Raw genomic sequence first — 25,052 nt, 5'->3', positions numbered from 1 at the left:
AATACAGTTCGATTGCGCCGGGACCGGCGCTTTAACTGAGGGTGACCCAGCGCTGGTTGATCAGCAGTTCGATCGGCCGATATTGGGTCTTGTAGTTCATCTTCTTGCAGTTCTTGATCCAATAGCCGAGGTAGACCGCTTCCAGGCCCAGCCGCTGCGCTTCGCCGATCTGCCAGAGGATAGCGTAGCGCCCCAGGCTGCGCCGCTCCTCAGCGGGCTCGTAGAAGGTGTAGACCGCCGACAAACCGTTAGGCAGCAGGTCGGTGACGGCCACGGCCAGCAGGCGTCCCTCCAGGCGGAACTCATAGAAGCGCGAGAACGGCAGGTCACGTACCAGAAAGGTGGAAAACTGGTCGCGACTGGGTGGGAACATGTCGCCATCGGCGTGGCGTTGTTCGATATAACGTTGGTACAGATCGAAGTATTCCTCGCTGAATCCTGGCTTGACGGCCTTGACCTTGAGCTCGGTGTTGCGTTTGAAAATGCGTTTCTGCTGGCGATCGGGCTGGAACTGCGCCACGGGAATCCGCGCCGGCACGCAGGCGTTGCAGTTCTGGCAGTGGGGGCGGTACAGGTGGTCGCCGCTACGACGGAAGCCCATTTCCGACAGGTCTGCGTAGACATGCACATCCATGGGCTGGCTAGGGTCGAGGAACAGCGTGGTGGCCTGCTCTTCGGGCAGATAACTGCAAGAGTGGGGTTGAGTGGCATAAAACTTCAAGCGCGCCAGCTCGGTCATGATCGACCCTCGGAATAAGCTTTCAATTACATTGAATCAAGTGTAAGCCAGCCTGGGAAAAGTCGCCTAGGCGCTGTGTGAAGGTTACCTGATCGTAACGGGTCAGGGCACCCAGGTCGCGCTGTTGGGCTGGTCCAGGTGTTCGCTCAGGTAGCGGGCGAAGTCGTCGCGGGGAATGGCCCGGGCGCCGAGGCTGTGCAGGTGGTCGGTGGGCATCTGGCAGTCGATCAGGACGAAACCCGCGGCCTTGAGGTGTCGGACCAGGGTGGCGAAACCGAATTTCGAGGCGTTGTCGGCACGGCTGAACATGGATTCGCCGAAAAACAGCTGGCCCATTGCCAGACCGTAGAGGCCGCCCACCAGTTGCTCATTGTCCCAGACCTCCACCGAGTGGGCGAAACCGCGCTCGTGCAGCTGCAGATAAGCGTTTTGCATGGCTTCGGTGATCCACGTGCCGTCGGCATAGTCCCGTGGGGCGGCGCAGGCGCGGATCACGGCGGCGAAATCGCGGTCGAAGGTGACCTGGTAGCGTTGCTGGCGCAACAGTTTGTTCAGGCTGCGGGACACATGCAGTTCGTCGGGAAACAGCACGGTGCGCGGGTCCGGCGACCACCAGAGGATCGGCTGGCCTTCGGAAAACCACGGGAAGCAGCCATGGCGGTAGGCCTGGACCAGCCGATCGGCGGACAGGTCGCCACCGGCGGCCAGCAGACCGTTGGGTTCGCGCATGGCCTTGGCCAGGGGCGGGAAGCTCAGAGAGTTGCGTTGTAACCAGGTCAGCATGGGATTCAGGCTTGGGCAGAGGAGGGGAGGGCGGTCTTGTTGGCGCTACGCAACCTGTAGGCGCTGGCTTGCCAGCGATTGCGATGTGACATTCACCATTGTCATCGCTGGCAAGCCAGCGCAGCGCCTACAGGTTCAGTTATCGTCCAGGAACTTCTCGGCGTCCAGTGCCGCCATGCAGCCGGCACCGGCCGAGGTAACGGCCTGGCGATAGACATGGTCGGCCACATCGCCGGCGGCGAACACCCCGGGGATTTCCGTCGCCGTGGCATTGCCCTCGCTGCCACCTTGCACCCGTAGATAGCCGTTGTGCATGCTCAACTGGCCCTCGAACAAATCGGTGTTGGGCTTATGGCCGATGGCGATAAACACCCCGGTCAGCGGCAGTTCGCGGGTTTCGCCGGTGTCGCTATGGCGCAGGCGGGCGCCGGTGACGCCGCTGGCATCGCCCAGCACCTCATCCAGATTCTCGTTCCAGTGCAGGCGGATATTGCCGTTGGCGGCTTTCTCGAAGAGCTTGTCCTGGAGAATCTTCTCCGAGCGCAGCTTGTCCCGGCGATGCACCAGGTGCACTTCCTTGGCGATATTGGCCAGGTACAGGGCCTCCTCGACCGCGGTATTGCCGCCGCCGACCACCGCCACCACCTGGTTGCGGTAGAAAAAACCGTCACAGGTCGCGCAGGCCGACACGCCCTTGCCGGCAAAGGCCTCCTCGGACGGCAGGCCGAGGTACTGCGCCGAGGCGCCAGTGGCGATAATCAAGGCGTCGCAGGTATAAATACCGCTGTCGCCCTCGAGGATAAACGGGCGCTGCTGCAACTTGGCGGTGTGGATGTGGTCATAGACGATCTCGGTGTCGAAACGCTCGGCGTGTTTTTGCATGCGCTCCATCAGCACCGGCCCGGTCAGGCCTTCGACATCGCCGGGCCAGTTGTCGACCTCGATAGTGGTGGTCAATTGACCGCCGGCTTGCAGGCCAGTAATGACCAAAGGCTTGAGGTTGGCGCGAGCGGCGTAAACGGCCGCGCTGTAACCGGCAGGGCCGGAACCCAGGATGATCAGGCGTGAATGCTTGGTTGCGCTCATAAAACACCTCATAAGCCTTTGTCACAAAAGAGAATGCGTGCTCAAATTGAACCGCGTGAAAAGTGCTGTCGGTTATGCTACACCCATGCGGTGACAGCGTGGCATCGGGCGGACAAATCCGTACAATGCCGGTTATGTAATGAAACAGTGAATCATTTTGAAGAAATCCACCGCCACACCCTCTAAAGCAGTCGTTCCGCTCTGGCGGCAGCAGCTGCATTATCGCCTCAAGGAAGGTGCGCTGATCGCTATCGGCGCGTTGTGCCTGTTCCTGATGATGGCCTTGCTGACCTATGGCAAGGACGATCCGGGCTGGAGCCACAACAGCAAGATCGATAACGTGCAGAACTTCGGCGGTCCCGCGGGTTCCTACAGCGCCGACATCCTGTTCATGGTGCTGGGTTATTTCGCCTACGTGTTCCCCTTGCTGCTGGCGATCAAGACCTACCAGATCTTCCGTCAGCGCCACGAACCCTGGCAATGGAGCGGCTGGCTGTTTTCCTGGCGGCTGATCGGCCTGGTGTTCCTGGTGCTGTCCGGGGCCGCGCTGGCCCATATCCATTTCCATCAGCCCTTCGGCCTGCCGGCGGGCGCTGGCGGTGCCTTGGGCGAAAGCCTCGGTAACCTGGCGAAAAACGCCCTGAACATCCAGGGCAGTACGCTGTTGTTCATCGCCTTGTTCCTGTTCGGCCTGACAGTATTCACCGACCTCTCCTGGTTCAAGGTCATGGACGTCACCGGCAAGATCACCCTGGACCTGTTCGAACTGTTCCAGGGCGCGCTGAATCGTTGGTGGTCGGCCCGGGTCGAGCGCAAGCAACTGGTGGCGCAACTGCGTGAAGTCGACGACCGCGTTCACGATGTGGTGGCGCCGAGCGTCCCCGACAAGCGCGAGCAGGCCAAGGTCAAGGAGCGCCTGATCGAGCGCGAGCAGGCCCTGAGCAAGCACATGTCCGAGCGCGAGAAGCAGATACCGCCGGTGATTGCCCCGGCACCGGTGAAACCGGTGCAGCAGAGCAAGCGCGTGGAGAAAGAGAAACAGGCGCCGTTGTTCGTCGACAGCGCGGTGGAGGGCACCTTGCCGCCGATCTCGATCCTCGATCCGGCGGAAAAGAAGCAGCTCAATTACTCGCCGGAATCCCTGGCGGCCGTCGGCCATCTGTTGGAAATCAAGCTCAAGGAATTCGGCGTCGAAGTCTCGGTGGACTCTATCCACCCGGGTCCGGTGATTACCCGTTACGAGATTCAACCGGCGGCGGGGGTGAAGGTCAGTCGGATCTCCAACCTGGCCAAGGACCTGGCGCGTTCGCTGGCGGTGACCAGCGTGCGGGTGGTGGAAGTCATTCCCGGCAAGACCACCGTGGGCATCGAGATTCCCAACGAGGACCGCCAGATCGTGCGTTTCTCCGAAGTGCTCTCAACCCCGGAATACGACGACGCGAAATCCCCGGTCACCCTGGCCCTGGGCCACGATATCGGCGGCAAGCCGGTCATCACCGACCTGGCGAAGATGCCGCATCTGCTGGTGGCCGGTACCACCGGTTCCGGTAAGTCGGTGGGTGTGAACGCGATGATCCTGTCGATCCTGTTCAAGTCCGGTCCGGAAGACGCCAAGCTGATCATGATCGACCCGAAAATGCTCGAACTGTCGATCTACGAAGGCATTCCGCACCTGCTTTGCCCAGTAGTCACCGACATGAAGGACGCCGCCAACGCCCTGCGCTGGAGCGTCGCCGAGATGGAACGGCGCTACAAGCTGATGGCCAAGATGGGCGTGCGTAACCTATCGGGCTTCAACCACAAGGTCAAGGAAGCCCAGGAAGCCGGCACGCCGCTGACCGACCCGCTGTACAACCGCGAAAGCATCCACGATGAAGCGCCGTTGTTGGTGAAGCTGCCGACCATCGTGGTGGTGGTCGACGAATTCGCCGACATGATGATGATCGTCGGCAAGAAGGTCGAAGAACTCATCGCCCGTATCGCCCAGAAGGCCCGGGCCGCCGGTATCCACCTGATCCTCGCGACCCAGCGGCCGTCGGTGGACGTGATCACCGGCCTGATCAAGGCCAACATCCCGACCCGCATGGCCTTCCAGGTGTCGAGCAAGATCGACTCGCGAACCATCATCGACCAGGGCGGCGCCGAGCAATTGCTCGGTCACGGTGACATGCTCTACATGCCGCCGGGCACCAGCCTGCCGATTCGCGTGCATGGCGCCTTTGTCTCCGACGATGAGGTCCACCGGGTGGTGGAAGCCTGGAAACTGCGCGGTGCACCGGAATACAACGACGACATCCTCAATGGCGTCGAAGAGGCCGGCAGCGGCTTCGACGGCGGCAGCGGTGGTGGCGATAGCGACGACGCCGAAACCGACGCGCTCTACGATGAAGCGGTACAGTTCGTCCTGGAAAGCCGTCGGGCCTCGATTTCCGCGGTCCAACGCAAGCTGAAGATCGGCTACAACCGAGCCGCCCGCATGATCGAGTCCATGGAAATGGCCGGGGTCGTGACCGCCATGAACACCAACGGCTCGCGTGAAGTACTCGCCCCCGGGCCGTCGCGCGACTGATCCGTGCCGCGTGGGTTCACGCGGCGCGCCTTTTCAATGAGTTCAATGAGGATTCCCATGCGTTTTATCCGCATGCTGTTGCTGCCGGTTCTGGCCCTGACCACGCTGTCGGCCCACGCCGATCCGAAGGACGTGGCACGTTTGACCCAGTTGCTCGAAAAATCCCAGACCCTCACCGCGCGTTTCTCGCAGTTGACCCTGGACGGCAGCGGTACCCAGCTGCAGGAAACCGCTGGCGAAATGACCCTCAAGCGCCCGGGCCTGTTCTACTGGCACACCGATGCGCCGCAGGAGCAGACCATGATCTCCGATGGCCAGAAGGTCACCCTCTGGGACCCGGATCTGGAACAGGTCACCATCAAGAAGCTTGACCTGCGCCTGACCCAGACGCCGGCTCTGTTGCTGTCCGGTGATGTCTCCAAGATCAGCGAAAGCTTCGATATCAGTGCCAAGGAAGCCGGCGGGGTGATCGACTTCGTCCTCAAGCCGAAAACCAAGGACACCCTGTTCGACAGCCTGCGTCTGTCGTTCCGCAATGGCCTGATCAATGACATGCAACTGGTCGACAGCGTCGGCCAGCGCACCAACCTGCTGTTCACCGGGGTCAAGGCCAATGAACCCATCGATGCCGCCAAGTTCAAGTTCGACATCCCCAAGGGTGCGGACGTGATCCAGGAATAAGAGGTTTCAGACGCCCGCCATGGACCTGTTCAGCCGTGCCCCGATTGCCCAGCCACTGGCCGCCCGTTTACGCGCGACCAACCTGGATGAGTACGTCGGCCAGGAGCATCTGCTGGCTCGTGGCAAGCCATTGCGCGAAGCCCTGGAGCAGGGCGCGCTGCATTCGATGATCTTCTGGGGCCCGCCGGGGGTGGGCAAGACCACCCTGGCGCGATTGCTGGCGGAAGTCTCGGACGCCCATTTCGAAACCGTCTCGGCGGTATTGGCCGGGGTCAAGGAGATCCGCCAGGCGGTGGAAGTCGCCAAGCAACAGGCCGGGCAGTACGGCAAGCGCACCATCCTGTTCGTCGACGAAGTGCACCGTTTCAACAAGTCCCAGCAGGACGCCTTCCTCCCGTATGTGGAAGACGGCACGCTGATCTTTATCGGCGCCACCACTGAAAACCCCTCGTTCGAACTGAACAACGCCTTGCTCTCCCGGGCGCGGGTCTATGTCCTGAAAAGCCTCGACGAGGTGGCGCTGAACAAGCTGGTGCAGCGTGCCTTGAGCGAAGAGCGCGGCCTCGGCAAGCGCCAACTGAGCCTGGGCGAAGAAGGCTTCAAGATGCTGTTGTCGGCGGCCGACGGCGATGGCCGGCGGCTGCTCAACCTGCTGGAAAACGCCTCGGACCTGGCCGAAGACGGCGAGGAAATCGGCGTCGAGCTGCTGCAAAGCTTGCTGGGTGATACCCGTCGGCGTTTCGACAAGGGCGGCGAGGCCTTCTACGATCAGATTTCCGCGCTGCACAAGTCGGTGCGCGGTTCGAATCCCGATGGCGCCCTGTACTGGTTCGCACGCATGCTCGATGGCGGTTGCGACCCGCTCTACCTGGCCCGCCGGGTGGTGCGCATGGCCAGCGAAGACATCGGCAACGCCGACCCCCGGGCCCTGAGCCTGTGCCTGGCGGCCTGGGATGTGCAGGAGCGGCTCGGCAGCCCCGAAGGCGAATTGGCGGTGGCCCAGGCCATCACCTACCTGGCTTGCGCGCCGAAAAGCAACGCGGTCTATATGGGCTTCAAGGCCGCCATGCGCAGCGCCGCCGAGCATGGCTCGCTGGAAGTGCCATTGCACTTGCGCAATGCGCCGACCAAGCTGATGAAACAGCTGGGCTACGGCGACGAATACCGCTACGCCCATGACGAGCCCGAGGCCTATGCGGCGGGCGAGGACTATTTTCCCGAAGAACTGGCGCCCCAGCCGTTCTACCAGCCAGTGCCTCGCGGGCTGGAACTGAAGATCGGCGAAAAGCTCAACCACCTGGCGATCCTCGACCGCAACAGCCCGCGGCAACGGAGAAAACCTTGATCCGTACGGTCCTTGCCGTCTCCGTTGCCGGTATTATCGGCACCCTGGCACGCTTCGCCGCCGGCAACCTGGTCAACGCCAATTGGCCGCGGCACTTCTATAGCGCGACATTGGCCGTTAATATCGTGGGCTGCCTGGTGATTGGCGTGCTCTACGGCCTGTTTTTGCTGCGCCCCGAGGTGCCGGTTGAGATCCGCGCCGGTTTGATCGTGGGATTTGTCGGCGGCCTGACCACATTTTCATCCTTTTCACTGGATACGGTGCGCCTGCTGGAAAGCGGGCAGGTGCTCACTGCCCTGGGCTATACGGCCCTCAGCGTATTCGGCGGGCTGCTCGCGACCTGGGCCGGCCTGTCCTTGACCAAACTCTGATAACGAGAAACCGACATGCTCGATTCCAAACTGTTACGTAGCAACCTTCAGGACGTAGCGGATCGCCTGGCCTCCCGTGGCTTCAGCCTCGATGTGGCACGCATCGAAGCGCTGGAAAACCAGCGCAAGGTGGTGCAGACCCGCACCGAACAATTGCAGGCCGAGCGCAATGCGGTTTCCAAGAGTATCGGTCAGGCCAAGCAGCGCGGCGAAGACATCGCGCCGTTGATGGCCAGTGTCGAAACCATGGGCTCCGAGTTGAGCGAAGGCAAGGTCGCGCTGGATGCGATCCAGTCCGAGCTGGACCAGATTCTGCTGAATATTCCGAACCTGCCCGACGCCTCCGTGCCGGTCGGTGCCGACGAAGAGGGCAACGTCGAAGTACGCCGCTGGGGCACGCCGACCGCCTTCGATTTCCCGATCCAGGACCACGTTGCCCTGGGTGAGAAGTTTGGCTGGCTGGATTTCGAAACCGCCGCCAAGCTCTCCGGTGCCCGTTTCGCCCTGCTGCGCGGTCCGATTGCGCGCCTGCACCGCGCCCTGGCGCAGTTCATGATCAACCTGCATATCAACGAGCACGGCTACGAAGAGGCCTACACGCCTTATCTGGTCCAGGCGCCAGCCCTGCAGGGCACCGGCCAGTTGCCGAAGTTCGAGGAAGACCTGTTCAAGATCAGCCGCGAAGGCGAAGCCGACCTGTACCTGATCCCGACCGCCGAAGTGTCGCTGACCAATATCGTTTCCGGCGAAATCCTCGATCCGAAACTGCTGCCACTGAAGTTCGTCGCCCACACCCCGTGCTTCCGCAGTGAAGCCGGCGCGTCGGGGCGTGATACCCGCGGCATGATCCGCCAGCACCAGTTCGACAAGGTCGAGATGGTCCAGATCGTCGAGCCGTCGACCTCCATGCAAGCCCTGGAAGGCCTGACCGCCAACGCCGAGAAGGTCCTGCAACTGCTCGAGCTGCCGTACCGTGTCCTGGCGCTGTGCACCGGCGACATGGGCTTTAGCGCCGTGAAGACCTACGACCTGGAAGTCTGGGTGCCGAGTCAGGACAAATACCGTGAAATCTCGTCGTGCTCCAACTGCGGCGATTTCCAGGCCCGGCGCATGCAAGCGCGTTTCCGCAACCCGGAAACCGGCAAGCCCGAGTTGGTGCACACCCTGAACGGTTCCGGCCTGGCCGTGGGCCGTACGCTGGTGGCGGTGCTGGAAAACTACCAGCAGGCCGACGGTTCGATCCGTGTGCCGGCAGTGCTCAAACCGTACATGGGCGGTATCGAGGTCATCGGCTAAATGGAATTTCTGCCGCTGTTCCACAACCTGCGTGGCCGCCGTGTGCTGGTGGTCGGTGGGGGGGAGATTGCCTTGCGCAAATCCCGCCTGCTGGCTGATGCTGGCGCGGTGCTACGGGTTGTCGCACCCGAGGTCGAGGTCCAGTTGCGTGAGCTGGTCAGTGGCAGCGGCGGCGAGTTGCTGTTGCGCGGTTACCTTGAAACCGACCTCGACGGTTGCGGGCTGATCATTGCCGCCACCGACGACGAGCCGCTCAACGCCCAGGTCTCGGCGGATGCCCATCGGCGCTGCGTGCCGGTCAATGTGGTGGATGCGCCGGCCTTGTGCAGCGTGATCTTCCCGGCGATTGTCGACCGTTCGCCGTTGATCATCGCGGTGTCCAGCGGCGGCGATGCGCCGGTGCTGGCGCGCTTGATCCGGGCCAAGTTGGAAACCTGGATTCCCTCGACCTACGGTCAACTGGCCGGTTTGGCCGCGCGTTTCCGGACCCAGGTCAAAGGTCTGTTTCCGGGTGTGCAACAGCGCCGGGCGTTCTGGGAAGAGGTGTTCCAGGGCCCGATTGCCGACCGCCAACTGGCCGGGCAGGGTGCCGAAGCCGAGCGTCTGCTGCTGGATAAGATCAACGGTGCGGCGCCGAATGCGCCGGGCGAAGTGTATCTGGTGGGCGCGGGGCCGGGTGATCCGGACCTGCTGACCTTCCGTGCCTTGCGCCTGATGCAGCAGGCGGATGTGGTGCTGTATGACCGCCTGGTGGCGCCGGCGATTCTGGAATTGTGCCGCCGCGATGCGGACCGGATCTATGTCGGCAAGCGTCGCGCCGATCACGCCGTGCCTCAGGACCAGATCAACCAGCAGTTGGTGGATCTGGCGAAACAGGGCAAGCGCGTGCTGCGACTGAAGGGTGGTGATCCGTTTATCTTCGGCCGTGGTGGCGAAGAGATCGAGGAGCTGGCGGCCCAGGGTATTCCGTTCCAGGTGGTGCCAGGAATCACCGCGGCCAGCGGTTGCTCGGCTTATGCCGGGATTCCATTGACCCATCGCGATTATGCGCAGTCGGTGCGTTTTGTCACCGGGCACTTGAAGGATGGCTCCACGGATCTGCCGTGGGCGGATCTGGTGGCGCCGGCGCAGACTTTGGTGTTTTACATGGGCTTGGTCGGGTTGCCGGTGATCTGTGAGCAGTTGATTGCCCATGGTCGTTCGGCGCAGACCCCGGCGGCCTTGATCCAGCAGGGCACCACGGCCAATCAGCGGGTGTTTACCGGCACCTTGGCCAACCTGCCGCAACTGGTGGCGGAGCATGAAGTGCATGCACCAACGCTGGTAATTGTCGGAGAAGTGGTGCAGTTGCGTGAGAAGCTGGCCTGGTTCGAAGGCGCTCAATCCCAGGTTTGACGCCATCCCTACGGTTGACGCGAACCTCTACTGTAGGAGCCAGCTTGCTGGCGATGAACGCAAGAGCAGCGCGGTGATCCAGATTCTCCGTGTTATTGTTGACGTCCATCGCCAGCAAGCGGGCTCCTACAGGGGCGCGGCGTTTTCAAGTGCTGATTCCAGCGCGCCCCTCAGCTTTTCCAAACCCCACGTCCCGCCAACCGCTCGCGATCATGCTTGGCCGTGAAATCCTGCTGCGGTCCCTTGGGCACAATCCCCGTCGGATTGATGGTCCGGTGACTGGCGTAGTAATGCCCCTTGATATGGGCAAAATCCACCGTCTCGGCCACGCCGGGCCATTGATACAGCTCCCGCAGCCAGCTTGACAGGTTCGGATAGTCCGCAATCCGCCGCAGGTTGCATTTGAAATGGCCGTAGTACACCGCATCGAAACGGATCAGCGTGGTGAACAGTCGTATATCCGCCTCGGTCAGGTATTCCCCCGCGAGATAACGGTTCTCCCCCAGATGCCGTTCCAGCTGCTCCAACTCACCGAACACATCATCAAAGGCCGCTTCATAGGCCTCCTGTGACGTCGCAAATCCAGCCCGATAGACCCCGTTGTTCAGCGCCGGATAGATGCGCTCGTTCCAGCTGTCGATCTGCGGGCGCAAGGCTTCAGGATAGAAATCCAACTGATTGCCGGTCAGCCCATCGAACGCGCTGTTGAACATGCGGATGATTTCCGACGATTCATTGCTGACGATGCGTTGCAACTGCTTGTCCCACAGCACCGGCACGGTCACGCGGCCGGTGTAGTCGGTGGTATCGGCGGTGTAGCGCTGGTGCATGAAGGCCTGGTTATCGAGCTTATCGCCGCTGGAGCCGTAGGCCTTGTCGAAGGTCCAGCCATTTTCCAGCATCAGCCAGCTGACCACGGACACATCGATCAGTTTTTCCAGGCCCTTGAGCTGGCGCAGGATCAGCGTGCGGTGGGCCCAGGGACAGGCCAGGGAGACGTAAAGGTGATAACGCCCGGCTTCGGCCTTGAAACCACCTTCGCCGCTGGGGCCGGGCCTGCCGTCGGCGGTCAGCCAGTTGCGGCGTTGCGCCTGTTCGCGCTGGAAGGCGCCGTCTTTGCTGCTTTCGTACCACTGGTCATGCCAGCGGCCGTCGATCAAAAGGCCCATCGGAAACTCCTCGGCAAGTGTGCGTTGGAGTCCAGTCTAAAGGCCTTTGTTCGAAAAAATAGCGCAAACCCTCGGGGTTAATTATCGATCAGATCGATCTATCCCGCGCATCCCAGTAGCGTCGGGCCTGTTCGAAGGCTGCTTCGCGGGGTGTGCCAAGACCACGCAGGGCCAGGGCGATGGTCGAGATCAGGGCCAGTTGCGGGTAGCTGTCCTCGACGTCGCCGCGCCAGATGGCCTTGAGGTGTTCCGGTTCCAGAGTCGCCGGTTTGACATGGCGTTGCTCGGACAGCGCCGGCCATTCCTCGTCCCAGCTTTCGCCGCCGGTGCTGCCGTAGAGATGGCTGCTGCTGTCCGGGTTGACCTCGATTTCGCCGCCGTCGCCCTTGATCACGATCACCGTGTCGCCGAGCAGGCCGCTGGCCTCGCGGTGCACTGCCTGGTAGCCGGGATGGAAGATGCTTTGCAGGCCGCAGCGCGCACCCAGCGGGTTGAGCAGGCGCGCCAGGGAGTGGATGGGCGAGCGCAGGCCGAGGGTGTTGCGCAGGTCGATCATGCGCTGCAAGGGCGCTGCCCAGTCGCCCAGGGGCATAAAGGCGATATTACCCTGGCCGGTCGCTTGCTCGACGGCCGCCCAGTTGCGGCACAGCGGGATCCGCAGGGTCTCGAGCAACTGCTCGGTATAGAGACGACCGGCGGTATGGGCGCCACCGCCGTGCATGAAGATCTTGATGCCGTTCTGCGCCAGGCATTTGGCGGCCAGCAGGAACCAGGGCAGATGACGCTTCTTGCCGGCATAGCTTGGCCAGTCCAGGTCGATCGCCAGCTTGGGCGCCTGCAAGCGCTCGCGCAGGGCTTCAGTGAAGCCGGCCAGTTCCTCCGGGCTTTCTTCCTTGTGCCGCAACAGCATCAGGAAGGCGCCGAGCTGGGTGTCCTCGACCTTGCCGTCCAGCAGCATGCCCATGGCCTCGCGGGCTTCTTCGCGGGTCAGGTTGCGGGCGCCACGCTTACCCTTGCCGAGAATGCGGACGAACTGGGCGAATGGGTGCTCGGCGGGCGTTTCAGTGATCAACGGCGTGTACTCGGTCATAAGCAGTTCGTCGGTTTGGGCAGGCCCGCCAGCTTGGCGGCGAGTTTGGCGGGAGTGCCTTTGAACAAGCGGTTGAGGTGCAGGCTGTTGCCTTTCTCGGCGCCCAGCTTCAAGGCGGTGTACTTGATCAGCGGGCGGGTCGCGGGGGAGAGTTCGAACTCGCGGTAGAAACCGCGCAGCAGTTCAAGGATTTCCCAGTGTTCGGGGCTCAGTTCCAGTTCCTCGCGGGTGGCAAGGGCGGCCGCGACCTGCGGCGACCAGTCGCTCAGTTCCACCAGGTAGCCGTCCTTGTCCAGGGCGATGGCCTGTCCGTTCACCGTCAGCGTGTTCATAGCCAGGTATTGACCTTGTCGTAACGGATCGACAGTTCGACAAATGCCGGATAGTCGACGCTGGTGGCCCAGGTCGGGCACTCCAGGCCACGGGCTTGCAGGTCTTCGTCGAGCAGGAACAGGCGCAGGTCATCGCTGCGTTCTTCCAGTGCCTCCAGCGGCAGGCTGCGCGGCTGCACGGCATGCACCGCATCGCCACAGAGCAGCAGCGCATCCGTGCTGCCCAGCAGGCGCAGGCAACTGCCCAGGCGACTGTCGGTAAAAGGGGAGTGGGACAACACATGCAAGGTCGACATCAGAGGGTGATCACCTGGTCATAACGGTTAACAAGCGCACTGAGCTGTTCAGCCGTGAGCACCTCAAGCTCTTCGCCGGCGACCTGGGTCGGGAAGATCCCGCGGTCGGCCAGGCTGTCGGCGCAGGCGTACAGCTCATCGATGCCGAACAGCGACAGGGCCTGGAGGTTGGCGGTCAGGTCTTTCTGTTGCAGGGCCTTGGCGTTCTGTCCGGGCATCAACTGGAACACGCCGTCGTCCATGAACAGCAGGCCGATGGGCAGATCGAAGGCGCCGCCGGCCAGCACGATATCCAGTGCTTCACGGGCGGCCGGGCCGGACCAGGGCGCCTGGCGGCTGATAATCAACAGGGACTTGGGCATTTCAAGGCCCTCCAAAACAGATCAAGCGGTCGGCGGTTTGCACCGCATCGTGCAACTGGCCCAGGCCGGACAAGGTCCAGGGCGCTGACAGGTTGACCGCCGAGCGTTGATAGCGTTGGGCTTCTTCGGTGTTCAGCACACCGCGCCGCAGGGCTGCGGCGATGCAGACCACAGCGTCGAGCTGGTGTTCGCTGACGAAATCCGCCCATTGCCGCGGCAGGTCCTGCTCATCCTGGGGCGTGACCACACTGCTCGACGCGCTGTGCACGCCGTCCTGGTAAAAGAACAGCCGCACAATCTCATGTCCGTCGGCCAGTGCGGCCTGGGCGAACAGCAGGGCGCGACGGGAGGAGGGCGCGTGGGGCGCGGAAAACAGCGCAATGGCAAACTTCATGGGAGACTCTGTAGGCAAACCTGGGCTCATGATAAAGCCAGAACCCCCAAGAAGCTAAATTGCCGACAAGAAAAAGCCCGCCGAAGCGAGCTTTTTGCTTAGCGGGTGTGATCAGTCATCGCGGCCCATGATGCCGAAGATCTGCAACAGGCTGATAAACAGGTTGTAGATCGACACATACAGGCTGATGGTCGCCATGATGTAGTTGCGTTCGCCGCCGTGGATGATGGCGCTGGTCTGGAACAGGATGCAGACCGAGGAGAACAGCACGAAGCCGGCGCTGATCGCCAGCTGCAGGCCACTGATGTGGAAGAACATGCTGGCCAGGGTCGCGCCGAGCAGGACGAAGAAGCCGACGGTGATGAAGCCGCTGAGGAAGCTCATGTCCTTGCGGCTGATCAGCACGTAGGCCGAGAGGCCGCCGAAGACCAGGGCGGTCATGGCGAAGGCCGAGCTGACCACTTCCGCGCCGCCCTGCATGCCCAGGTAGCGGTTGAGGATCGGGCCGAGCAGATAGCCCATGAAACCGGTAAGGGCGAAGGTGGAGACCAGGCCCCAGGCCGAGTCACGCAGCTTGTTGGTGAGAAAGAACAGCCCGTAGAAACCGATCAGCACCACGAACACGTTCGGGTAGCCGACGTGCATTTGCTGGGAGATGTAGGCCGTCAGGCCACTGAAGGCGAGGGTGAGGGCCAGAAGGCTGTAGGTGTTGCGCAGGACGCGGCTAACTTCTAGCTGCTCAGCCTGCACGCTGTTAACGGCGTAATCCTGTTCGCGCATGGCGACACTCCTTCGGGTTTGAAATGTTCAGTCTCAAAGATCATACCAGAGGCTCTGTAACAAGCTATCACGAGAGTTTGACAGTGTGTTTCATTCCGGTATTATGGCGCCCGCAGTACATAGGAGGTGTGGCCGAGTGGTTTAAGGCAGCAGTCTTGAAAACTGCCGACTGTAACAGGTCCCAGAGTTCGAATCTCTGCGCCTCCGCCATATTGGTAGCTGAGGGCCCCGTATTCCGGGGCCTTTTTGCTTTCTGTGGTTTCTGTTCCCCCACTCTGCTTTTGTGTGATTTTGCTCTGCCTCCCTCTAAAGGGCTGTGAATGCAGCGGTGTGAGCGTCTGGCATAAAAATACGCATTAACTCGTCTGACGTGCGCGACCTAGCCATCTGCGGCCTTGCTGTGCGTGGTCGGTCAGCACTCTATCGTCGTCATGTCGCAATCTTTTGCTCCATCGCTGCCTGATCTCCTGAATGATGGTTTTCTGCTCTGAGGGGCCATACTCCGCCTGATCGAAGAACATGAGTAGTTCTTGATGGTTGCTAATAGGGGCGCGTAGCGAAAGTGTGGCCTGATCGGCGACAAGCTCGGCCGAAAGGCCGTGATCTGGTTCTCGACCCTCGGCGTGGCGCCGTTCACGCTGTTGCTGCCTTATGTGGACCTGTTCTGGACCCGTGTGCTGAGCGATGGTGATCGGCTTCATCCTGGCTTCGGCGTTCTCGGCCATTGTGGTCTACGCTCAAGAACGAGTACCGGGCAACGTCGAGATGATTGTCGGGGGGCTTCGGTCTGATGTTTGATTTCTGCGGAAATTGGCCGCCAGGAAGCTCGAGGCGATTGCTGTTTGATCGTTTCTTTGGCGTCAAAGGAGAGGAATGCTTTCGCCCCGTTTTTATGTGAATCTCTGTGCATGTTACTTGGTCGGAGAGATCCTTATGTTGCGTTTGTTATTACCGGTGCTCTGCGCGCTGGCGGTCTGGCCCAGCATTACCAGTGCCGACGAAAAAGCCGCCGCTTATCTGCTAAGTCCGGGTGACGTCATTTCGATTTCCGTTTGGGGCGAAGAGAAGCTGAAACAGGAGGTGCACGTACTTCCTGATGGCAGCATTACCTTCCCGCTGGCAGGACAAGTCGATGTTGCGGGGCTTGATGCCACTGCCGTCGCAAAGAAAGTCGCTGCCAGGCTTAAGGAGTTCATACCCGATCCGAACGTGAGCGTTGTCATCACGAGCACCGCAGGCAATCTCGTCTATGTGCAGGGTAAGGTGCTGAAGCCCGGCATCGTACAGATGTCAGGTCCAACTGCAGTGCTGCAAGTATTGAGCATGTCGGGCGGGCTCGACAAATTCGCCGACAAGGAGGACATCAAGGTCGTGCGCCGCAATGGGGCTAAACAAGAGATCCTGCCCGTCCATTACAGCGATTTGATGTCCGGGCGTGACATGTCCACCAATATTCAACTCCAGGCCGGCGATACGCTGGTCGTGCCTTAGCCTTGTGCGATGCACTAAGGATTATCTCGCCTGTGCTGCGAACGGCCGGAGTTGCGACGGCCATCTTGATCTTGCCGTGCTCCGGTGTGGCCTATGCTGCCACTTGGCAATCAGCAATCGTTCTGCCTTCGACTGTCGAGTACGACAGCAACCCGGTGCTTGTTACGGAAAACAAGAAGGGTGTGACTCGTACAATCATCGCCCCCGATTACACGCTTGTCGGTACTTCAGACCGGGATCAGTGGCGGTTCGGTCTTGGTGTGAATCTGGTGCGTTCGTCTGATACGTCCATCGTTTCGGACCGCGAAGACCCCAACGTGCAGTTGGGGTGGCAGCGCGAGACCGAAACGGGTGGTTTTGGACTCACGGCGAAGTATGTTGAGAGCTCAACGCTCTCCACGGCGGTTCAAGAAACCGGCGTGATTGTCGCCGATGGTACGCAAAAGCTAACCTCGTTCGGCGGCAACTGGAGTACCGCTCTCAGTGAGCGAACTACCTTGGTTAACGAAACCGACTACACACATGTCACTTACGACATTAATACACTGACCAACTATGACGAGCTTTCGAACCGCCTAAGCTTGAACTACGCATGGAGCGAGCGTGTGGAGCTATTCACGCGTTTTGGCGTGAAGCGTTATGAGCCGCAGCAGGGATCTGCGGTGTCTTCCTCAAACAGTTACACCCCCACTGTCGGCTTGAGCTTTGAGATCTCTGAGCGGCTCAAGGGGTCGCTTTACGCAGGTGTCAATCAAGTCTCTGGCCCGAACAGCCGCCCCCGTGGCCAAGGCGGTTTTTCGTTGCACTATACCGGTGAGCGTGTTGATACGAGTATCGGCGCCGATCGTAGTACTGTCGCCAGCGGCGACGGCGGTTTTGTCGAGGCGGATAACCTGAACGGTACATGGAGTTATGCCCTCGACGACACCAGCCGTACCGGTTTTGATACCTCATGGCAAAAAACCAAAGGGCTAACACCTAATACCCTGCGCACTGTCGGTGTCTGGTTTAGCCGGGAACTCTCGCCTTTTTGGGTGGCGCGCCTATCCTTCATGTACAAAGAACGCCAGCAAGATGGCTTGCCGGATGCCACCGCAAACGTCGTCGGGTTGACCTTGACCTATAGTCACCCCAACTTCTGAAATTCAGCAGGGTGATAAATATGACCTCTGAATACGAAATGTCGGTCAACGACTACCTTGCTGTCATGAAGCACCATGCCTTGCTGTTGATCCTGAGTGTCGCGGTAATACTCGGCACGAGCGTAGTGGTCGCGATCTCTATCCCGCCCATCTACGAGTCCTCTGGCACTATTCTGGTCGAGTCTCAGCAGATTTCGCCAGACCTGGTGGCGGCGAACAACAATACCTTGGCCGATGAGCGCATCGAAGTCATTCGCCAGCGCGTGATGACCCGTGAGCATCTGGAAGGGATCATCGACAAGTACAATCTTTTTGCTTCGCAAAGCAGGCAGTTGAGCGTTTCCGAGAAAATCGATGAAATGCGCAATGCGATTACAGTCTCCTTGGTCAGTGCTGTCGTTAAGGGGCGCGGAGAAGTGACGATTGCTTTCCGTCTTTCCTTTGAGCACCGGCAACCAGAGATTGCCAACAAAGTGGCCAACGAGCTGGTGACGCTGTTTCTGGATGAAAACATCAAGCAGCGCACCGAGCGCGCCAGTGAAACAACAGAGTTTCTGACGCAGGAGGCGGACAAGCTCAGGGTCGAACTGGAAGCCCTGGAAAACCGCTTGGCAGACTTCAAGCAAGCGCACAGCAACGCGCTTCCCGAGCATCAGGAGTTGCGCATGAATATGTTGTCACGCGCCGAAACCGAGCTCAAAGAGGTCGACCGTGACTACAAAACTGCCCGTGAGGAGTTGCGCTTCAATGAGTTGGAGCTTTCCGCAGCAGCGACCAAGCATGGATTGCCCGGCGCGGCGGTTGATAAACAGCAAGATCTGGGTAGCCTCAAGGCGGAGTACACCCGGTTACTGTCGCTGTATACGGAAGCTCACCCCGATGTGCGTGCCGTCAAACGCAAAATTGCTGCACTTGAGGCGACCAAAGGTGCTGGTGGTGCAGCGGTTCCAGTCAGTCTGGAACTTGCCAAGGCTCAGGCCCGGATCGCTGCCGCAGAAGCACGTATCAAGTCGCTGGCCGATCAAAAGCAGGAAATACTCAAAAAAATAGCCGACTACGAGGCGCAAATTCTTGAGACGCCGCAAGTCGAGCGCGGCTTGGTCACACTGATGCGTGACTATGAAAACGCTCGTAAAAAATACGAGGAAATTCGCACCAAGGAAATGAGTGCGAAAATTTCCGAAAGCCTGGAGCAGGAAAACAAAGCCGAGCGTTTTGTTCTTCTGGAATCGCCATTGATGCCTGAAAAACCGATACGGCCGAACCGTAAAAAAGTGGTTGCCATGGGCTTTGTTCTCGCTCCGGTGGGTGCTGGCGCATTGGTGATGCTCCTTGAGATGCTGAACCAGCGCGTGCGCGGAGCTGAAGCCTTGGCCAGTGTGCTGGGTAGACGCATATTGGTTGCGATTCCCTACATATACACCAGAGCGGAATTGGCACGCCGTAAGCAGTGGCGAACGCGATTGATCGTCAGTGGAATCGTGATCATCGTGCTCTTTTTGGTGCTCCTGCACTTCTTCTACATGCCTCTGGACCTTCTGATGTTTAAAACGCTGGGTCGGTTTGCATAAGGAATATAGCCATGGAAATAATCAAGCCCGATACCGAGAATTCCGAGCAACAGCCTTCGACAAGTCTCGTGACAATACAAAAAGCCATGACCGAGACCGGGCAGTCTGCTGGTCTGAATGCGCTGAGTTATGTGCAAACCAAAGTTGTACCGCTGCGGCCAGATCATCTCGAGCGCAATCGCATTGTGGCGTACAACAAGAATTCGAATATGGGGGGGGCTTTCGATCTGCTGCGTACGCAAGTTCTGAAAGTCATGGAAGAAAATGGCTGGCGCACGCTTGCTATCACCTCACCAACTCCGGATGCAGGTAAGACTGTATTGGCGATCAACTTGGCAATGAGCATCGCCCATCACACCACCAAGACGGCGCTACTGGTGGATTTCGACTTGCGTCGTCCGATGGTAGGTGCCTGCCTGGGTCTGCCGATGGAGAAATCGCTCAATGAATTGCTGGACAATGAAGCGGAACTGCAAGAGGTTCTGGTCAACCCGACCTTGCCGCGCTTTGTCGTCCTGCCGACGCGAGAGCCGATCCCTCTCTCTACCGAGGTGCTGTCATCGCCCACAGTGAGCTATTTGATTACTGATCTGCGCGAGCGCTACGACTCGCGTATCGTGATTTTCGACTTGCCGCCGTTGTTGAGTTCGGACGATGTGATTACCGTCTTGCCTAAATTCGACTGCGTCCTGCTGGTGGTCGCAAACGGCATGAACAGCAAGAAAGAGATCGAGGAAAGCCTGTATCATCTGGGGACAGCCAATCTGATTGGCACGGTACTAAACAAAGCCGAGCCCCCCAACCGCTCTTACTACTAGGACGTCACCTTTAGGCGTTATGCGCCAGCGCCGACTTTCAGTGCCAAGGGTACTTCTGCTCCCAGCTCCAGGCGTGCGCCACTATCTGTTCAAGTGAGGCAAATTGCGGTTGCCAGCCAAGTAATGTGTTGGCCATGCGGGGATCGGCCACAAGGCGTGGCGGATCGCCGGCGCGGCGTGGCGCTTCGCTCACGGAGATATCTTGGCCGGTCACGGCGTGTGCAGTGTCTATTACTTGTTGTACTGAGAAACCTTGACCGTTTCCGAGGTTGAAAGCCCTGCTTGCACCACCTGCCAGTAAATAATCCACGGCAAGTGCATGAGCTGCAACGAGGTCGACAACGTGGATGTAGTCGCGAATGCAAGTGCCGTCAGGTGTGTCGTAGTCACGGCCATAGACGGTGATGGTTGTGCGCCGACCGGAGGCAGCTTGCAGTATCAGTGGCAGCAGGTGGGTTTCCGGTTCACGGCGTTCACCTAACTGTCCTTCAGGGTCTGCTCCGGCGGCGTTGAAGTAGCGCAGGCAGACCGATTTGAGCCCGTATGCACGGTCGAAATCTTCAAGTATCTGCTCCACCATCCACTTGCTGCGACCATAAGGGGTGATCGCGGCCTTGGGATGCTCTTCGTCGATAGGTACATACACCGGGTTGCCATAGACGGCTGCGGTCGAGGAAAAAATGAAGTTTTTAACCCCGGCACGAACCATGGCTTGTAGCAGCGTAAGGGTTCCAGCCAGGTTGTTTTGGTAATACTTGGCCGGTTCAGTGACGGATTCGCCCACCTGTATAAATGAGGCGAAGTGGAACACGGCATCAAAGTGCTGTCCCGCAAACAAGACGTCCAGGGCTTGTGTGTTGGCGATGTCCAGTTCGACCAATCTCCCGCCCATCAACGCGCCGCGATGGCCTGTTGAAAAGTTGTCTGCCACTACCGGTTCGTGACCTGCACGCAGTAGTTGCTTAACCATATGCGAGCCGATATAGCCTGCGCCACCAACAACCAAAAATTTCATCTTGATCTCCTGGAAACTGTTGCTGTGCAAGCCCAGATTGGTACGCCAGTTCGATCCACCTGATCATTACGTTAAAAGACAGGTTAGCTATTGATTCGCCAGCGCGCTGGAGGATGCTGTATTGACAGGGCCTGGCTGTGCGTTGCCTGAAGTTGTAGCTTGCGTGACGTCTTTTTTCAAAAACAACCAGTTCGACGCCTGCAAGCCGTCGAACTTGATCGTATAGCGTCCATCAAGGTAGGTGGCGGGTAGCCTGTTCATTTGTCCAGGGATGCCGTGGGTGAACAGTGTCAAGCCTGGCGGCGCCTGGATTGCCAGGGTGCCTTCGAGGGGCTCGACATAAAAAGGTGTTTTGCTGTCGTCTTTGGGGATGGCACGGGTACCCAGCGAAATCAGTAAATCCTGCGATCGGCCGACAGGCGCGTCGTCCAGACTTTGCACCACCACACTGGCATTAGCGGTCTTCACTTGAACCTGGATGCTGCCAAGGCTGATCGACTCGCCGCCGATCCAGCCGGTTGCTGCTTGGGTACGTGGCGTATTAATGGTGTAGATGCCTAGTTTCCAGTTGCGCTTTAACTCGCCGGTGTCTGTCGTGGACTCGCTGGCATTGGCGTCCAGCAGCGACTGGTTGGGGTCATGAAACACTTGAGCATTGCTCGGGATCGCACTCTGTTGCAACCAGGGCAATTGCGGCGTTTGTGGCATGGCGATTTCCAGCTTGCCTTTCTCCATGGCTGTGCGCAGTAGAGCCGCGTTGGCTGGTGTGATGCGTTGGTTGAATAGGGTGCTTGGCGTCGGCGCGAAGACATAGATCGTTGTTGCTTCGCGAACGTCTGCACGGCGATAAAGCAAGGCGGCGGCGGGCAGGGTGGCCAGCATTGCAGGGTCGTTATAGGCGTGCCAGTTGTCGGCCGTTATCCATTCGCCGGTTAGCGGCTCCTGGCTGTAGGCATACTGCATCAGCGCATCCCAGCCTTGGTGGCTGGCGGTGCCGGCCATATAGAGTGGCAGCGAGTGGCGGTCAGGTGCCGGGAAAGGTTCAGTGTTCCACTCGGTGACGGTCAGGGGTTTGCCTACGACTTGGCCGGCGGCAATCCAGTTCAGTAAACCGTCGCTGGTGAGCGGGTTTTTCTCTAGCTGCCTAGAGCCACCGTAGCTATGGACGTCGATCAGGTCGCCGGCGGTAAGGGCCGGTAGGGAGCTTAGGCTGTCGCCGCCCCAGCTACTGGTCGTGGCGATGGGGACCTTCACTCCTAATTCACGTAGGTGCTGAATCATGTCTACGTTGAAACGTCGCTCCAAATCGTTAAGGAACAGCTTGGCGGGGCCTGGCTCCCAGGAGCGCCAGGTCTGGCTTGCAGATAGATTGTGCTGGTTCGCAAAGGCCTCGGCCTCGGCCATGTAGATCCGGTTGTGCTTTGGCACTCGTTTGTCTGGTAATAGGGCGTTGCCAAAGTGCTGGGTGACATCGTTTTCGTTGGTAATCAGTACGGCGGCGATCGCTGGATCGTCTTTGTAGGCGAGTCCGGTGTAGGTGTTTACATGGGTCAAATAGGCTTGGGCAAAATGCTTCATTGCCTGCTGAATGGTGATGTTTACATAGGCATAGCCCTTGAGATCGGCGTTGTTCTTGGCATTCTTTGGCATTTCATCGAAGCCATAGATGTTGTCGTTTGCAGTTAAGGCTCGCTCGACGTGCATATCGAGCCATACATAAATGCCCTCGTCTTTGAGGCACTTGATCCACCAGTCGATTTTTTTCAGTGAGTCCGGGCTTAGTTGCTGAGTGTCATGCGTGAGGTTGCTGTCGCGAAAGATGTTTGGGCTGACCCATGGGGAGTCATGGTGGTGCAGTCGTACGAGATTGAAACCGAGTGCCGACAGACGTTTGGCCTGCAGCTTGATTGCATCGTCTGGCGTACGAAACAGCGCATAGGCCGTCAGGTTAGTGCCCCAGAAGCGCGCAGGGGTGTTGTCTGCGAATAACAGTTGCTCGCCGGATACTTTGACGAAGCCGCGCTTGCCTGCAGGTTTTTCGTGAGCGTTAAGAAAGGACAGATCGACCGGCGAGGTTTTCCAGTCGAGCGTGTCACTCGGCCAGCTCCTTGTGTCCGCCAGCCCGAAGCGCTCGTTTGGGGTCGGACCGAGTACCACATCGCCAGATAGGCTCAAGGTGGCTTTGAAATTTTGCCGGCCGGGTTTGATCGTGTTCTTGTAAAAAAAAGCACGCACCTGAGATTTATCACCCGGTTCGAAGTACACACTTGCCAGTGCAGGCTCAAAACGCATCTCGATGCGTCGGCTTTGTGTATTCCCCCAGGACCAGCCGCGGTTGTCGGGTAGCAAAGCCGGCTCACCCATTTCTCCATCGTAAAGGGCAGGATCGAACTTGAAGACGATGCCCCCGCCCATCACGTTCGGCATCATGCTGTGTGCATCCAGGGCAATGTTCCAGGTCAACTTCTGCTCGTCTTCCTTCTGAATTTGCGCAGTCACGTCGAAATCCAGTTTTTTGTTCTTGCCTGCAAGGGAGTAGCTATAAGGGGTGTTCACTTTGAATGCGGTCGGCAAATCCGTCCATTCCCAGTTGCTCCCCCAGAAGGCGAATGAAGAAGAAACTACAGGGTTGCCACCGCGCATCAGCATTGGCAGACCGCTGCGCTCATCCACGCTGGAGACCCAGTCCGACGCCCAGGTGCTAAACGGCCAAAGAGCAAGGAGAACCACTAGCAGCATAGGGGTTCGGTGAAAAAAAGGGGTCATGAGCGTTACCAGGGTTGAAGGTTGGCGCTCGCAGTGCTTGCAGTCTCAGTGCGCTTGAGCCTGCGCACCATCTGAGCATAGGCCACACCCAGTCCGGCCACCGACCAATACACCACGGGGATCACCGTGATACTGCTAACGGTAAAGATGGTCACTAGTATCCCGGCCAGTACCGCCAACAGCGCACGTCCGAGTCGGCGCGCCTCATCGTCTTTGTTGGGGACCGAACGCATTGCTGTGCGGATGCCGAGCAGCACAGCGGCGAAAAAAACCACGAATAGCGTCAATCCGATCAGGCCGATATCCAGCGCCAGGGCGATATAGGTATTCACAATATCGATGATGCCCTCGCCCTGAATCATTGACTGCATCTCAGGAGTGTTGCGGTAATCGAAAGAGCCCAACCAAGGGTTGCGCTGGATGACGATCACTGAGTTATCAATCAAGCGCTGCCGGTACGTGATGTTCTCTACGTCTACCGTACCGATGAACGGTAGTAGATCCAGGATTTTTTGCCCGTCAGGCACGATGGTCAGCAGAGGAAGGGCGAGCACTCCGGCGATTGCCAGAAGCATCAGGCGTTTGACCGCTTTACGGCCGGTGGCGATGAACACGGTGATCATGACGGCTGCACCGATCCAGGGGCCACGCGACAGCGGTGCAAACAGACCGCCAGCCAGCAAGAGCGCGCCGAAGAATTGCTGCAATCGGCTGCGTACGCTCTCGCGCAAGAACAGGTAAAAGCCGATGGCCACGCTAATGACGTAACCCAGTGCGATTGCCTGGCCGGTGGTGGCGCTGGCGCGTAATGAACCACCACGATCCAAGTAGCTGGACATTTCCCAGTGCATGTCCAGGGCAACAATCAGCGCGTTGTACAGCAGCCAATGGCGGGTGAGCTCGACGAGACCAATAAGCGCCAGCACCATGGCGGCGAGTACAAATCCCAACAGAGCATCCTTGAAGTCGCTGAGTTCCTTCAGTGCCCTGCTGGCAACGTAGTAAGGCAAAAAAACGTCTGTGAACAGGTAGAGCGTCTGGCGCAAGGTGTCGGTCAGCGTGGTGTCACGCAGGTAAAGCAGGCTCGTCAGCAAGAGGTAGGCCGCTAGCAGTTTGTCAGGCCAGGTGCGTCCGAAGCTCAGTGTGCTTGCTTGCCTGCGTAGCATGAAAAAAGCCGGCAACAACAGACACAATGCGAGCAGACGAATATGGTTAAGTGCAAAAAAATAGTTGATCAGGCCGAAGCCGGGAATCTGTGCCGGGACCGGCGGGACGAGAAACAGCAGAAGGAAAAACAGTGCCAGAGGATTGCGTTCGCGTTGTCGTGCGACGGTCAAAATGATAGCGGCAATGCCCGCGTACACCCAGAAACTGTGTGAGACAAAGGCCAGTAGCGTCAATGCGAACCACAGATTGCGGCGACGAGTGAAGTCGTGGTGTGGGATCAGGTCTACTGCTGGTCGACGCGCCAGGGCAAAAACGATGCCAGCTAAAACTAGAATGACGATTAACGCGCGAAAGTGCTCAGGCATGGATGATTGAACTCATGGATTGGTGAGCA

General features: G+C 59.3%; 23 protein-coding genes, 1 tRNA gene and 1 pseudogene. 12 read left to right on the top strand and 13 right to left on the bottom strand.

From position 1 onward, the window contains the following. Positions 1–31: 31 nt before the first annotated feature. The 3 genes from AC07T0_RS24785 to trxB all read right to left on the bottom strand — a co-directional run bounded on the left by AC07T0_RS24785 (position 32) and on the right by trxB (position 2,608). Positions 32–739, bottom strand: a complete 708-nt coding sequence (locus AC07T0_RS24785) for an arginyltransferase (protein ID WP_495003658.1) — start codon at positions 737–739, stop codon at positions 32–34. A gap of 102 nt (positions 740–841) precedes the next feature. Next, entirely contained in the window at positions 842–1,522 is a 681-nt protein-coding gene (gene aat, locus AC07T0_RS24780; protein ID WP_495003657.1) for a leucyl/phenylalanyl-tRNA--protein transferase, read from the bottom strand. 135 nt (positions 1,523–1,657) lie between these two features. Beyond that, complete coding sequence (gene trxB, locus AC07T0_RS24775; RefSeq protein WP_495003656.1) at positions 1,658–2,608, bottom strand: thioredoxin-disulfide reductase; 951 nt, start codon at positions 2,606–2,608, stop codon at positions 1,658–1,660. 157 nt (positions 2,609–2,765) lie between these two features. Between trxB and AC07T0_RS24770 the strand changes: the two genes are divergently transcribed. The 6 genes from AC07T0_RS24770 to cysG are packed head-to-tail and all read left to right on the top strand — an operon-like array spanning position 2,766 to position 10,265. Next, entirely contained in the window at positions 2,766–5,177 is a 2,412-nt protein-coding gene (locus AC07T0_RS24770; RefSeq protein ID WP_495003655.1) for a DNA translocase FtsK, read from the top strand. Positions 5,178–5,234: 57 nt separating this feature from the next. After that, on the top strand, positions 5,235–5,858 hold the full coding sequence (gene lolA / locus AC07T0_RS24765; RefSeq protein WP_495003654.1) for an outer membrane lipoprotein periplasmic chaperone LolA: 624 nt from the start codon (positions 5,235–5,237) through the stop codon (positions 5,856–5,858). A gap of 19 nt (positions 5,859–5,877) precedes the next feature. Next, the gene (locus tag AC07T0_RS24760; protein ID WP_495003653.1) at positions 5,878–7,203 is read left to right on the top strand and encodes a replication-associated recombination protein A; all 1,326 of its coding nucleotides are present in this window, start codon (positions 5,878–5,880) and stop codon (positions 7,201–7,203) included. Beyond that, the gene (gene crcB / locus AC07T0_RS24755; RefSeq protein ID WP_495003652.1) at positions 7,200–7,574 is read left to right on the top strand and encodes a fluoride efflux transporter CrcB; all 375 of its coding nucleotides are present in this window, start codon (positions 7,200–7,202) and stop codon (positions 7,572–7,574) included. The genes AC07T0_RS24760 and crcB overlap by 4 nt, the downstream gene beginning before the upstream one ends. 15 nt (positions 7,575–7,589) lie before the next feature. Continuing rightward, complete coding sequence (gene serS / locus AC07T0_RS24750; RefSeq protein WP_495003651.1) at positions 7,590–8,870, top strand: serine--tRNA ligase; 1,281 nt, start codon at positions 7,590–7,592, stop codon at positions 8,868–8,870. Further along, the gene (gene cysG / locus AC07T0_RS24745) at positions 8,871–10,265 is read left to right on the top strand and encodes a siroheme synthase CysG (protein ID WP_495003650.1); all 1,395 of its coding nucleotides are present in this window, start codon (positions 8,871–8,873) and stop codon (positions 10,263–10,265) included. Positions 10,266–10,435: 170 nt separating this feature from the next. Here cysG and AC07T0_RS24740 read toward each other — a convergent pair whose 3' ends face one another. The 7 genes from AC07T0_RS24740 to AC07T0_RS24710 form a co-directional block, all read right to left on the bottom strand. After that, entirely contained in the window at positions 10,436–11,434 is a 999-nt protein-coding gene (locus AC07T0_RS24740; RefSeq protein WP_495003649.1) for a glutathione S-transferase family protein, read from the bottom strand. Positions 11,435–11,522: 88 nt separating this feature from the next. Continuing rightward, a complete protein-coding gene (locus tag AC07T0_RS24735) occupies positions 11,523–12,524 on the bottom strand; it encodes a glycosyl transferase family protein (protein WP_495003648.1) in 1,002 nt (333 codons plus the stop codon). Next, positions 12,521–12,856 carry a TusE/DsrC/DsvC family sulfur relay protein gene (locus AC07T0_RS24730; RefSeq protein ID WP_495003647.1) on the bottom strand — a complete coding sequence of 112 codons (336 nt, stop codon included), beginning with the start codon at positions 12,854–12,856 and terminating at the stop codon, positions 12,521–12,523. Before AC07T0_RS24730 ends, AC07T0_RS24735 begins: the two co-directional genes overlap by 4 nt. Further along, positions 12,853–13,152, bottom strand: a complete 300-nt coding sequence (gene tusB, locus AC07T0_RS24725) for a sulfurtransferase complex subunit TusB (RefSeq protein ID WP_495003646.1) — start codon at positions 13,150–13,152, stop codon at positions 12,853–12,855. Before tusB ends, AC07T0_RS24730 begins: the two co-directional genes overlap by 4 nt. Further along, positions 13,152–13,514, bottom strand: coding sequence for a sulfurtransferase complex subunit TusC (gene tusC, locus AC07T0_RS24720; protein ID WP_495003645.1), 363 nt, complete (start codon positions 13,512–13,514; stop codon positions 13,152–13,154). The genes tusB and tusC overlap by 1 nt, the downstream gene beginning before the upstream one ends. A gap of 1 nt (position 13,515) precedes the next feature. Continuing rightward, positions 13,516–13,908, bottom strand: a complete 393-nt coding sequence (gene tusD, locus AC07T0_RS24715) for a sulfurtransferase complex subunit TusD (RefSeq protein WP_495003644.1) — start codon at positions 13,906–13,908, stop codon at positions 13,516–13,518. A 111-nt stretch (positions 13,909–14,019) separates the two neighbouring features. Further along, entirely contained in the window at positions 14,020–14,688 is a 669-nt protein-coding gene (locus AC07T0_RS24710; RefSeq protein WP_191486721.1) for a Bax inhibitor-1/YccA family protein, read from the bottom strand. A 122-nt stretch (positions 14,689–14,810) separates the two neighbouring features. On the opposite strand from AC07T0_RS24710, the gene AC07T0_RS24705 reads away from it, so the two are divergent. The 6 genes and pseudogenes from AC07T0_RS24705 to AC07T0_RS24680 all read left to right on the top strand — a co-directional run bounded on the left by AC07T0_RS24705 (position 14,811) and on the right by AC07T0_RS24680 (position 19,710). Next, positions 14,811–14,898, top strand: a tRNA-Ser gene (locus tag AC07T0_RS24705). Between the two features lie 356 nt (positions 14,899–15,254). Continuing rightward, a pseudogene (locus AC07T0_RS24700) lies at positions 15,255–15,496 on the top strand (MFS transporter); the annotation flags it as partial. Positions 15,497–15,621: 125 nt separating this feature from the next. Beyond that, positions 15,622–16,179: a polysaccharide biosynthesis/export family protein gene (locus tag AC07T0_RS24695; RefSeq protein ID WP_495003643.1), complete on the top strand. Its 558-nt coding sequence runs from the start codon at positions 15,622–15,624 to the stop codon at positions 16,177–16,179. Positions 16,180–16,211: 32 nt separating this feature from the next. Then, positions 16,212–17,321, top strand: coding sequence for a hypothetical protein (locus AC07T0_RS24690; protein WP_495003642.1), 1,110 nt, complete (start codon positions 16,212–16,214; stop codon positions 17,319–17,321). 20 nt (positions 17,322–17,341) lie between these two features. Further along, entirely contained in the window at positions 17,342–18,892 is a 1,551-nt protein-coding gene (locus AC07T0_RS24685) for a GumC family protein (protein ID WP_495003641.1), read from the top strand. Between the two features lie 86 nt (positions 18,893–18,978). Then, positions 18,979–19,710: a CpsD/CapB family tyrosine-protein kinase gene (locus AC07T0_RS24680; RefSeq protein WP_495003683.1), complete on the top strand. Its 732-nt coding sequence runs from the start codon at positions 18,979–18,981 to the stop codon at positions 19,708–19,710. A 37-nt stretch (positions 19,711–19,747) separates the two neighbouring features. Here AC07T0_RS24680 and galE read toward each other — a convergent pair whose 3' ends face one another. The 3 genes from galE to AC07T0_RS24665 form a co-directional block, all read right to left on the bottom strand. Next, positions 19,748–20,725: a UDP-glucose 4-epimerase GalE gene (galE, locus tag AC07T0_RS24675; protein ID WP_495003640.1), complete on the bottom strand. Its 978-nt coding sequence runs from the start codon at positions 20,723–20,725 to the stop codon at positions 19,748–19,750. A gap of 87 nt (positions 20,726–20,812) precedes the next feature. Then, the gene (locus AC07T0_RS24670; RefSeq protein ID WP_495003639.1) at positions 20,813–23,491 is read right to left on the bottom strand and encodes a glycoside hydrolase 5 family protein; all 2,679 of its coding nucleotides are present in this window, start codon (positions 23,489–23,491) and stop codon (positions 20,813–20,815) included. 5 nt (positions 23,492–23,496) lie between these two features. Further along, positions 23,497–25,023: an O-antigen ligase family protein gene (locus AC07T0_RS24665; protein WP_495003638.1), complete on the bottom strand. Its 1,527-nt coding sequence runs from the start codon at positions 25,021–25,023 to the stop codon at positions 23,497–23,499. Positions 25,024–25,052 lie beyond the last annotated feature (29 nt).

Source organism: Pseudomonas sp. GW821-FHT04D07 (assembly GCF_059420225.1).
Note: the sequence above shows the minus strand (reverse complement) of the source record. Positions and strands in the feature narration are given on the sequence as shown.